The following is a 10,177-nucleotide window of genomic DNA, read 5'->3' on the forward strand; positions in this document are numbered from 1 at the left end:
ATAACCCACACCCCCCACACGCCGGCCGCCGCCTCACCCTCGCCTCACGCTCCGCCGATTCGCCACTCCCCGATCGGGTTCGCCCCGTCGGGCGCGCCGTTGCGCCGAATACCCGGTTCGGATGCGGAGTCGGCCGATCACCCGTCGGTTGAACAGTGGATATGCAGGTTCGACGCGAACCGCGACGATTGTCGCAGCGTGATCCACGACCCGCGATCGAATGGAGTATCGGTGACAGCCGGTGACGAAGCAGCGGTGGACAGGGCGATTCAGCGGCGGACGCCCGACCCGGAACAGCTACGACGGTCGACCCACTTCGGACAGGATGTGGGGCGGCTGACAGCGAATACCGATCGGCGGGTCGCCGGCTCGGAGCACGACCGGCAGGCCCGATCCGCCACGAAGTCCGCGACCGCGAATGTCGAGATGGCGCTCGACAGGCAGTGCGACAGCGGAAGCCCCGCATTCTGAGCCCGGTACGCCGTTGCCTACGAGGTCGGCAGCCCCAGGAAGGTGATCTGCGTCCAATCCTTGGCGAAACTCCCTGCCGGGATGACGTGGGCGTCGGCGAGTCGATTGCCGGAGTCGATCGTGCCGATCACACCTCGGCCCGAATCGGCCGCGTAATACAGGATGCGGTCGTCGCTCAGACCGGTGATCTGGGTCCAGTCCGTGGCGAAACTTCCCTCCGGGATGACGTGGGCGTCGGCGAGTCGATTGTCGGAACCGATGGTGCCGATGACGCCTCGACCGGAGTCGGCGGCGTAGTAGAGGATGCGGTCGCCGCTGAGCGCGGTGATCTGCGTCCAATCATTGGCGAAACTCCCCTCGGGTATGACGTGGGCGTCGGCGAGTCGATTACCGGAATCGATGGTGCCGATGACGCCGCGGCCGGAATCGGCCGCGTAGTAGAGGATGCGGTCGGACATCGTCTTGCCTCTCGTGTGTGGGTTCGGGATGGTGGCGGGAGAGCGGCACCCGCGTCGATGAACGTGTGCCTCACCGGAGATCTGCTCATCGGTGGAGGTGACGCCTTCAGCGTGGCCGCGGCGGGCTCGGAACACACGAGTAGTCCGCTACCCGACCTCCCCCGTGACCTCGGCTCATCGGTCCGAGCTGGGCGAGTGGGCGGCCGAATCGAAACCACTTTCCGGGAATTGGCTCTGTCGCGGGCGCGGAGCCGGCGGTTGGATGCCGATATGGATGTCGACCAGGCCGATTTCGTCGAAACACGCGGCAGGGCGGTCGCGATCGAAGCGTTCCGGCTCGCCGCCGATCATGTGGTCGCGCTGACAGCGGCGGTGCCGGCGGACCGGTGGGACGCGCCCGCATTGGGGTCGTGGACGGTGCGCTCACTCGTCGGTCACACCGGCCGGGCCCTGAGCACCGTCGTCGAATACCTCGCCCGGCCCGCTGTCGAACACACCGTGCTCTCCACCGCGGACTACTACACGCGCGCCGCCGAGCGGGTCGATGCCGAGTCGATCCGGCTGCGGGGCGAGCAGGCCGGGGCCGACCTCGGCGAGCGCCCCGCCGAGGCGATCCGGGAGCTGCGGGACCAGGCCGTGCGGGCGCTGGCGGAAGCCGGCGACAGGATCGTGCCCACCGCGGTGGGTGGCATCCTGCTGTCGGACTACGTGCCGACCCGCACCTTCGAACTCGCCGTCCACGGTCTCGACATCGCACGAGCCATCGGCCTGCCTGCCGTGCTCCCCGCCGAGGTCCTGCGTGCGGTGCTGCCGGTCGCGACGGAGCTGGCGGTGCGGCGGGGACACGGCGAAGCGGTGCTGCTCGCCCTGACCGGGCGCGACGGACTCCCGGCCGGATTCGGCGTCCTGTGACGGCGCCTGCGGCGAATGGGCACTACCTCGTGACCGGCGGGAGCCGGGGTATCGGGGCGGCGATCGTGCGCGCCGCGGCGACGGCGGGGCACCGGGTGAGCTTCACCTACCGCGACGACGCCGACGCCGCCGCGCGGCTGGTGGGTGCCCTCGGTCCGCGGGTGCGTGCGGTGCGCGCCGATGTCGCCGACACCGCCGGCGCGGGGGATCTCGTCGAGTCGGTGGTTCGGGCAGGCGGGCCGTTGACGGTGCTGGTCAACAACGCGGGCGTCACCGGCAGGCTCGGCGGCTTCCTCGGCACATCCGAGTCCGAGGTCAGGAATGTGTTCGACGTCAACGTGTTCGGGCTGTGGGCGATGACGGCGGCCGTGGCCCGGTACTGGTCGGGCGCCTCGCTGCCGGGGGTGGTGGTGAATATCAGCAGTGTCGCGGCGAACACCGGGGCGCCCGGCGAATACGTGGGCTATGCCGCGTCCAAGGCCGCCGTGGACGCGCTGACGCTGGGACTCGGCCGTGAACTGGCGCCGCACATCCGCGTCGTCGGGATCGCGCCTGGCACCACCGACACCGGCATCCACGCGGCCGCCGGTGATCCGGGCCGGCCGGCCCGTGTCGCCGCGCGCGTGCCGCTCGGCCGCGTCGCCACCGCGGCGGAGATCGCGGACGCGGTCGTGTTCGCGGCGAGCGAGCGCGCCTCCTACCTGACCGCGACCACCATCGCGGTGACCGGAGGACTGTGAGGTTCCCGGGCGATGAATTCTCTTCGCCCGGACCGTCTACCCGGCATGAGGAAACTGAGCTACGGGATCGGTGTGTCCCTGGACGGCTACATAAACGACCGCGACGGCCGCATCGACTGGACCGACCCGGACGAGGAACTGCACCAGTTCCACAACGACCGGTTCCGCGAGATCGAGATCTCCCTGCACGGCCGCAAGCTCTACGAACTCATGGCCGAGTACTGGCCGCACATCCCCGAGGACGCCTCGCCGATCGAACGCGAATTCAGCGAGCTGTGGACCGGCAAACCCAAGGTGGTCTTCTCCCGCACGCTCGCCGACGTCGACTGGAACAGCACGCTGGTGCGGGAGAACGCCGTCGAGGTGGTGCGCGAACTCAAGGCCGAGGGTGACGGGGTGATGGAAGTCGGCGGGGCCGGTCTCGCCGCTTCCCTGTTGCCCCACGGGCTCATCGACGAGTACCTGCTGTTCGTCTCGCCCGTGCTGGTCGGTGGCGGGACTCCCCTGTTCCCCGCGTTCGACAAGCGCGTCCCGCTCGAACTGGCGGAGACCCGGCAGTTCGCCACCGCTCTCATGCTGCGCTATCGCGCCGGGAACTCTTCCGCGTCGGCGATGAGATAAGTACACTAGAATTATCTCATTCACTCGGGGGGTGCTGTGGTTCAGCGGCGGCAACAGTCGGCCGACACGACGCGGCAGGAGTTCCTGGCCGGGCCCGGCGCCCTGCTCGGCGGACCGGCCAACGTGATCATGCAGTTGAGCAACCCGGGCGTGGGCCGGGGTGTGGTGGAGAGCACCGTCGAGAGCGGCCGGTTCGACCGGCATCCGCGCAAGCGCGGCCGCACCACGCTGACCTATCTGGCCGTGGCCATGTGGGGCACCGACGAGGAACGCGAGGCCTACCGGGAGGCGACCAACCGCTCACACCGGCAGGTGCGCTCCACCCCCGACAGCCCGGTGAGATACAACGCCTTCGACCCCCGGCTGCAACTGTGGGTCGCCGCCTGCATCTACATGGGCACCGTCGACTCGCTGAACTACCTCTACGGGCCGCTCGGCGAAGAACTCGCCGACGAGTTGTACCGGGATTCGGCGCGATTCGGGACCACCCTGCAGATGCCGCCGGAATTGTGGCCCGCCGACCGGGCGGCGTTCGCCGAGTACTGGGGATCGGCGATGTCGCAGATCTCGGTCGACGACGAGGTGAAGGCCTATCTGCTCGGCCAGGTGGTCGGCCTCGGCCCGTACAACCGCGCGCAGCAGCTGGCGTTCCGGCGGATCAACCGGTTCTTCACCACCGGATTTCTGCCGCAGCGATTCCGCGACGAACTCGGTCTCGACTGGGGGCCGCGCAGGCAGCGCGCGTTCGAGATCGTCATGCGCGCCATCGGGCTGGCGCTGAAGGCCGGACCGGAGCGGTGGCGGCGCTATCCGCTGGACAAGCATTTGGCGAACATGCGGCGGCGGCGCGCGGCGGGCAGGCCGCTCATCTGAGCGCCGATGCCAGGACGATCCCGCGCGCACTGTCGTTGTCGATCGAACCGGGGTCGATCGAACCGGGCGAGCCGATGCCCCACCGGGCGGTCATCGTCGGCGGCGCCGACCGGCGGCCGGGGCTCAGTGCGCCGCCGGGGCCCCCGTCTTGCCCTTCTTCTGGGGGATCAGATGCATGATCGCCACGACGATCGCGCCGAGGACGAGACCGACCAGGGCCGAGGCCACCGTGCCCGCCGTCCACGACAGCACACCGCCGATGCCGTTGTGCACCAGCTCGCCGAACCAGTGCTCGAGATCGTGCAGACGGTCGGCGGGCCAGTGGAATCCCGCCTCGCCGACATTGACGACGAGGATGTGGCCGCCGACCCACAGCATGGCGGCGATACCGACGACGGTCAGCACCGACATGACCTTCGGCATGGCCGCGACCAGGCCTCGGCCGACCTTGCGGCTGAAGGAGGACGAACGTTCGGCCAGCGACAGGCCCACGTCGTCCATCTTCACGATCAGCGCGACGACGCCGTAGACCAGCGCGGTGATGAGGAACGCCACGATGATCAGCACACCGAGGCGAGTGAAGAACGGCTCGTCCTCCACCGACGACAGCGAGATGACCATGATCTCCGCCGAGAGGATCAGGTCGGTGCGGATGGCGCCGGAGACCATCGCCTTCTCGAACTCCGGGCCCGCCTGGGCGGCGGGGCCCGCCTCCTCGTGGTGACCGCCGGTCACTGCCTCGTAGACCTTCTCCGCGCCCTCGTAGCAGAGGAACAGGCCGCCCGCGATGAGCAGATACGGCAGCGCCTGTGGCAGGAACTGGCTGAGGAGCATCGCGACCGGCAGGATGATCAGCAGTTTGTTGCGGATCGAGCCCAACGCGATCTTGCGGATGATGGGCAGTTCCCGGTCGGGGGTGAAGCCGTGGACGTAACGGGGCGTGACCGCCGTGTCGTCGACGACCACACCGGCCGCCTTGACGCTGGCCTTGCCCGCCGCCGCGCCGATGTCGTCGATGGATGCCGCCGCCGCCTTCGCGAGCAGTGCGACGTCGTCCAGCAAGGCGACGAGACCACCAGCCACGAGACCCTCCCTCTCCGTAAATGCGCGAACCGCCCGCGGTGCGGCCGGAATCGAACCGTTCCGAACCGCGGGCGGCGCGGCGAGCGACGGGCGCTGGTCAGCTCGCGGGCGAGAGCCTGCCGTCGACCATCTCGAGGATGCGGTCGCAGTGCTCGAGGATGTCGTGGTCGTGGGTGACCATGACGGTGGCGACCTTCGCCCGGTGGGTCTCCTCGGCGAGCAGGGTGACCACCTCACGGCTGCGGGCGCGGTCGAGGGCGGCGGTCGGTTCGTCGACGAGCAGCACGGCCGGGTCGGTGACCAGGGCGCGGGCGATGCCGACCCGCTGGCGCTCGCCGCCGGAGAGCTGGCCGGGACGCTTGTCGGCGCGATGCGACATGCCGACAGAGGCGAGCAGTTCGGCGGGGTCGCGGCCGGGGCGGCCGGTGATGGTCGACATCAGCCGCAGCTGGTCGATGGCCGTCAGGGCGGGCAGCAGGTTCGCCGACTGGAAGACGAAACCGATGTTGTTGCGCAGGATCTCCGCGAGCTTGGACTGCGGCGTCGCGGTCAGGTCGATGTCGCGGAGGGCGACGGTGCCGCTGCTCGGGGTGATGAGCCCGCCCGCGACGGCGAGCAGGCTGGACTTGCCGGAGCCGGACGGGCCGACGATGGCGACCAGTTCGCCCGCGGCGACGTCGAGGGTCACGTTGTCGAGCGCGGTGACCGTGCTGTCGCCGTCGCCGAAGCGCAGGGTGACCTCGCGCAGGCTCAGGCCGGTGGCGGTGAGGGTGCTCATCGGTTCTCTCCCAGAGCGGTCAGCGGATTGATGCGGGTGATGCGCAGGACGGCGAGGCCGGCGCCGACGAGGCCGAGGACGACCAGCAGGACCGCGCCGCGCGTGACGGGTCCGGCTTCCAGCGCGAAGGGCATGCCGGTGCCGGTCAGGCCGGAACCGAGGCCGAGACCGATCGCGACACCGACGGCGACCGCGGCGACCAGGATGAACACCGCCTGCATCAGGCTGTCGCGCAGCAGGTAGCCGGTGGAGGCCCCCAGCGCGCGAAGCACTGCCAGCTCGCGCATGCGCTGCACGGTCCAGATGCTGAAGAAGGCGCCGACGACGAGCGCGGAGATGGCGTAGAGGAAGGCGATGATCATCGACATGGTCATCATCTCGGCGGAGTAGCCGGGCGAGGCGTCGAAGGACTGCTCGAGGGTCTTGCTGGAGGTGCCGGCGGCCTCGTCGCCCGCGGCGAGATCGGGCACGGCGCCGTCGACGCCCTGGATCGCCACCACGCTGGCCTGGGTGTAGATGCGCGGGTCCATCTCCGAGCCCGCGGGCAGGCCGCTGTTGATCTCCTGCCAGGTGCGCAGCGGCACATAGGCGATGTCCACGTGGCCGAAGGTGCGCTTGTCGGTGGTGAATCCGACCACGGTGAGCTCGGTGCCGATCCGGTCCACGATCACGCTGTCACCGACCCGCACACCCTCGTCGGCGGCGCTGATGCTGAGCACCACATCGCGTGGCCCGCCCAGCCCGGCGCCCTCGCCGACCTCGGGTTCGAGGAAGGAGCCCGGGGTGATGCCGAAGACGGTCAGGTCGATGGCGGTTCCGTCGCCGGTGTGCGCGTTGACGATGGTGTTGCCCATGAGTTCGGCCGCCGCCACATCGGGGCGCGCGGCCCAGTCGGCGGCCTGGTCCTCGGTGACGACCGATCGGGAGAAGGCGGAGTCGGTCTTGGTGCCCTCGGAGAAGGCGAAGGCCTGCACCGGGGTGCGTTGCAGGCCCGATACGCCGTCCTCGACCAGGCCCGAGGACAGGCCGGACAGGATCACCATCAGCACGGAGATCAGGGCGATGACCGAGCCCATGAGCAGGACACGGGTACGCGCGAACAGCAGTTCGCGCACGGCGAGAAACATACAGCGGCTCCTAATTCGGGGCGTCCGGTTCGACCCGGCTGGTGCGGCCCGGTCGACCTCGGGCCCGTCGGTTCAGCTCGTCACAGCGCCGCGGCGCGGCGGGCACGAGGGTGGGGCATGGGGCGATTCGAGCAGATCGCGCGCCCGAGTGCCAACTTTTGCTGACAGGGTGTCATCAAAATCTCGTGCCGCGTGCGGTGTAGGCTCGGCCGGTCAACAATCCGCACCGAACCGGAGCAGCAATGTGCCTATTCTGAACGCGGGGCACACCGTTGCCGAACACAAGAACGCTACCCGCGGCCGCATCCTCGCCGCCTTCGCCGAAGTGCTCGGCCGCGACGGCTGGGACGGGGTGTCGGTCAAGGCGGTGGCCGAGCGGGCCGGACTGACCCGCACCGTCCTCTACAACTACTTCGCCGACAAGTCCGAGATGCTGCTGGCCTGGTCGGCGCTCGAGGTCGAGCGCTTCCTGGCCCGCGTGGCCGAGGAGATCGATCCGATCGACGATCCGCGCGACAAGCTGGAGGCGGTCGTCACCCTGGTGCTGCGCGAGTTCGCCGGACCGCACCCGGTCACCCCACCGGTGATGAGCCTCATACCCGACCAGGCCGCCCTCGAATTCTCCTCCGGGCTCAACCAGCTGGAGAACCTGGTCTTCGAGATCCTCGAACAGGGCGAGCGAGCCGGGGTGTTCCGGCTGGTCGACGCCCGCTTCGCAAGTCGCTGCATCCTCGGCTGCCTCGACCCGCACCGGCAGACACTGGCCAACGGCGCCCCCGCCGACGAGGTGATCGCCCAGGTCGTGCCGTTCGTGATGGGCGCGGTGGGCGCGGGTCCCGCGGTCGGTCCCGATCCGCACGAGAGCGCGACCGGGACGAGGCACGCGGCGGCATCCGACGAGCGCGAACCGCTGTCCGACCAGCGCGACTGAGCACCGCTCCCACGCACGCGACGGCCGGTCGGCACGGCCGTCGTGGCGCGGTACCGGCATCGCGAGGACACTGAGGGACAACCAGCCCACCCCCGTCACGAGGAGCACCCGATGGCAACGAACGGGCCTTTCGGCATCGACCCGGAAGATTTCGAACGCGCACTCCGTGAGGCGGGGACCGAACTGCGCGACCTGCTCGCCAAGGCGGGCGGCTACCTGGACAAGGTGGACAGCGCGGGCGTCGGTTCGCTGAACTCGGTGTTCGAGCGCTTCGTCCAGCCCGACCGCCCCCGCCCGCCACGGCCGGAGGGTGAGACCGCCGGAGAGACCGGCAGCGGGGTGTGGGCGATCTACACCATTGACGACAGCGGCGAGGCCAGGGTCGATCAGGTCTTCCCCAGCGAACTCGAGGCGCTGCGCGCACACCGCGACAACACCGACCCCGGCCGGCGTGTCCGTTTCCTGCCCTACGGGGTTCCGGTGAGCGTGCTCGACGCGCACTGAGCGCCGCCGCCGGGCTGTTCGCGAGCTAGCGGGCACCCTCGCCGCCGACGACACCGTCCAGGTCGATCACGCGACCGCGGTCGACGCTGACCCAGTCGCGGCCGCACACGTACGGGCGCAGCCGGTCGGCGATCAACGCCAGGTCGGCCGCCGACTTGGGACGTTGCAGTTCGTAGACGTGCGGAAAGGCGGCCATACCGGTGACGACCCGCCACAGGGCCAGTGCCTGCTCCCCCGCGGGCGGATCGACCAGGACCGGGCCGAACAGGCACTGCTCGCCGTCGAGGAACAGGGTGGGCACGCCGAAGCCACCCGCCGCGAGCACCCGCTGGTGATCGCGGGTGACCTCGTCATGGGTGCCGGGGTCGGTGAGCGCGTCGTCCAGCACGGCCGCGCCCACACCGAGCTCGTCCAGCAGGCGCGCGGCCTGCTCCGGCCGGTGCGGGCTGCCGCCGCGCTCGTGCAGTTCGGCGCCGATCAGCGCGTACCAGCGGTCGAGCAGATCCATGTCGCGACGGCGCAGGGCGGCGCCGATACGCATGAGCGACCACCCGTAGGACCAGTCGCGCTCCCACGGGAACTTCTTGCCCTCGACGTGGTTGACCCACTCCAGGCTGAAGAAGCGCCAGCGCACGGTGAAACCGAGCTGCTCGCGCACGTTGCGCAGCCACAGCGAGGTCTGATAGGCGAACGGGCACATCGGGTCGAAATGGAAATCCACACTCGCCACGTCGGTTGTTCCGGCATCCATGCCGACCAGCACACCAGGCCGCGGCCCGGCGGCACAACGGTGGTTGAGGGTCGTGGGACGGGTAACCGGCCGGCATGGACATGCCGACGGTCGGAGTCGAAGAGGAATTCCTGCTCGTCGAGCCGGACACCGGCGCTCCCGCCGCCCGCAACGAGGCCGTCGCGCGAACCGCGCGGGCACACGGTCTCGACCTGCAACTCGAGCTGACCCGCTGCCAGGTGGAGACCAGCACCGACGTGCACTCGTCCATCCCGGAGCTGCACGCGCAACTGCGGGAACGGCGCCGCCTGGTCGCCCGGTGCGCGCGCGAGGAGAACGTGCGGCTGCTCGCGGTGGCCGTCCCGCCCACGGTGCCCGAGGACTTCCCGGTCACCGACACCCCGCGCTACCGGTCCATCGCCGACAACTTCGGCATGATCGCCCACGAACAGGGGCTGTGCGGCTGTCACGTGCACGTGTCGGTGCCCGACCGGGAGACCGCGGTGCGCGTCAGCGACCACTTGCGGCCCTGGCTGCCGGTCTTCCTCGCGCTGACCGCGAATTCGGCCATCTACCGCGCCTCCGACACCGGCTACGCCAGCTGGCGGTCGATCCTGTGGCGGCGCTGGCCCAGCGCCGGGCCGCCGCCGCGATTCGGTTCCGCCGCCGGCTACGACGCCATGGTGCGGATGATGCTGACCAGCGGCATCGCCCTGGACGAGAAGATGGTCTATTGGGACGTGCGGCCCTCGATCGACTACCCGACCGTGGAGGTCAGGGTCAGCGATGTGCCCGCCACCGCCGAGGAGACCGCGCTGCTCGCGGCCCTGGTCCGCGCCACCGTGCACACCGCGCGCCGCGCGCTGGCCGAGGGGCGGACAGCGCCCGACGTGGCCGCGGAGATGATGCGCGCCGCGTACTGGAAGGCGGCGCGCAGCGGCATGGAGGG

Annotated in this window: 13 protein-coding genes; 8 read left to right on the forward strand and 5 right to left on the reverse strand. The window is 70.1% G+C overall.

The genetic code is table 11. From position 1 onward, the window contains the following. The coding region (locus QH283_RS27900; RefSeq protein ID WP_280505905.1) for a hypothetical protein at nucleotides 1–471 on the forward strand (471 nt) is incomplete at its 5' end. 17 nt (nucleotides 472–488) lie between these two features. Here the strand turns inward: QH283_RS27900 and QH283_RS27905 are convergent. Next, complete coding sequence (locus QH283_RS27905; protein WP_280505906.1) at nucleotides 489–929, reverse strand: hypothetical protein; 441 nt, start codon at nucleotides 927–929, stop codon at nucleotides 489–491. Nucleotides 930–1,199: 270 nt separating this feature from the next. Here QH283_RS27905 and QH283_RS27910 point away from each other — a divergent pair, with 270 nt between their 5' ends. The 4 genes from QH283_RS27910 to QH283_RS27925 all read left to right on the forward strand — a co-directional run bounded on the left by QH283_RS27910 (nucleotide 1,200) and on the right by QH283_RS27925 (nucleotide 4,075). Beyond that, nucleotides 1,200–1,841, forward strand: a complete 642-nt coding sequence (locus tag QH283_RS27910) for a maleylpyruvate isomerase family mycothiol-dependent enzyme (RefSeq protein WP_280505907.1) — start codon at nucleotides 1,200–1,202, stop codon at nucleotides 1,839–1,841. 29 nt (nucleotides 1,842–1,870) lie between these two features. Then, nucleotides 1,871–2,581 (forward strand): SDR family NAD(P)-dependent oxidoreductase, encoded by a 711-nt coding sequence (locus QH283_RS27915; protein WP_280505908.1) that lies wholly within the window; start codon nucleotides 1,871–1,873, stop codon nucleotides 2,579–2,581. A 45-nt stretch (nucleotides 2,582–2,626) separates the two neighbouring features. After that, a complete protein-coding gene (locus QH283_RS27920; protein ID WP_280505916.1) occupies nucleotides 2,627–3,202 on the forward strand; it encodes a dihydrofolate reductase family protein in 576 nt (191 codons plus the stop codon). An 84-nt stretch (nucleotides 3,203–3,286) separates the two neighbouring features. Beyond that, a complete protein-coding gene (locus QH283_RS27925; RefSeq protein WP_414689538.1) occupies nucleotides 3,287–4,075 on the forward strand; it encodes an oxygenase MpaB family protein in 789 nt (262 codons plus the stop codon). 123 nt (nucleotides 4,076–4,198) lie between these two features. Here the strand turns inward: QH283_RS27925 and QH283_RS27930 are convergent, their stop codons facing one another. The 3 genes from QH283_RS27930 to QH283_RS27940 form a co-directional block, all read right to left on the reverse strand. Continuing rightward, nucleotides 4,199–5,158, reverse strand: a complete 960-nt coding sequence (locus QH283_RS27930; RefSeq protein ID WP_280505910.1) for a DUF808 domain-containing protein — start codon at nucleotides 5,156–5,158, stop codon at nucleotides 4,199–4,201. Between the two features lie 97 nt (nucleotides 5,159–5,255). Continuing rightward, nucleotides 5,256–5,936 carry an ABC transporter ATP-binding protein gene (locus QH283_RS27935; protein ID WP_280505911.1) on the reverse strand — a complete coding sequence of 227 codons (681 nt, stop codon included), beginning with the start codon at nucleotides 5,934–5,936 and terminating at the stop codon, nucleotides 5,256–5,258. Continuing rightward, nucleotides 5,933–7,063 carry an ABC transporter permease gene (locus tag QH283_RS27940; protein WP_280505912.1) on the reverse strand — a complete coding sequence of 377 codons (1,131 nt, stop codon included), beginning with the start codon at nucleotides 7,061–7,063 and terminating at the stop codon, nucleotides 5,933–5,935. The genes QH283_RS27935 and QH283_RS27940 overlap by 4 nt, the downstream gene beginning before the upstream one ends. Before the next feature lie 244 nt (nucleotides 7,064–7,307). On the opposite strand from QH283_RS27940, the gene QH283_RS27945 reads away from it, so the two are divergent. Together QH283_RS27945 and QH283_RS27950 are read left to right on the forward strand one after the other, a co-directional pair. Next, nucleotides 7,308–7,994, forward strand: coding sequence for a TetR/AcrR family transcriptional regulator (locus QH283_RS27945; RefSeq protein WP_280505913.1), 687 nt, complete (start codon nucleotides 7,308–7,310; stop codon nucleotides 7,992–7,994). A 111-nt stretch (nucleotides 7,995–8,105) separates the two neighbouring features. Continuing rightward, entirely contained in the window at nucleotides 8,106–8,498 is a 393-nt protein-coding gene (locus tag QH283_RS27950) for a hypothetical protein (protein ID WP_280505914.1), read from the forward strand. A gap of 25 nt (nucleotides 8,499–8,523) precedes the next feature. Here QH283_RS27950 and QH283_RS27955 read toward each other — a convergent pair whose 3' ends face one another. Continuing rightward, a complete protein-coding gene (locus tag QH283_RS27955) occupies nucleotides 8,524–9,228 on the reverse strand; it encodes a DsbA family protein (RefSeq protein ID WP_280505917.1) in 705 nt (234 codons plus the stop codon). A gap of 95 nt (nucleotides 9,229–9,323) precedes the next feature. Here QH283_RS27955 and QH283_RS27960 point away from each other — a divergent pair. After that, the coding region (locus QH283_RS27960) for a glutamate--cysteine ligase (RefSeq protein WP_280505915.1) at nucleotides 9,324–10,177 on the forward strand (854 nt) is incomplete at its 3' end.

Source organism: Nocardia farcinica, assembly GCF_029867845.1.
In the GTDB taxonomy this organism is placed as follows: Bacteria; Actinomycetota; Actinomycetes; order Mycobacteriales; family Mycobacteriaceae; genus Nocardia; species Nocardia farcinica_A.

What these genes read in the sequence shown, in the direction of transcription:
- QH283_RS27910 (WP_280505907.1), top strand. Translation starts at nt 1,200, where the DNA reads ATGGATGTCGACCAGGCCGATTTCGTCGAAACACGCGGCAGGGCGGTC.
- QH283_RS27950 (WP_280505914.1), top strand. Translation starts at nt 8,106, where the DNA reads ATGGCAACGAACGGGCCTTTCGGCATCGACCCGGAAGATTTCGAACGC.
- QH283_RS27920 (WP_280505916.1), top strand. Translation starts at nt 2,627, where the DNA reads ATGAGGAAACTGAGCTACGGGATCGGTGTGTCCCTGGACGGCTACATA.
- QH283_RS27905 (WP_280505906.1), bottom strand. Translation starts at nt 929, where the DNA reads ATGTCCGACCGCATCCTCTACTACGCGGCCGATTCCGGCCGCGGCGTC.
- QH283_RS27940 (WP_280505912.1), bottom strand. Translation starts at nt 7,063, where the DNA reads ATGTTTCTCGCCGTGCGCGAACTGCTGTTCGCGCGTACCCGTGTCCTG.
- QH283_RS27935 (WP_280505911.1), bottom strand. Translation starts at nt 5,936, where the DNA reads ATGAGCACCCTCACCGCCACCGGCCTGAGCCTGCGCGAGGTCACCCTG.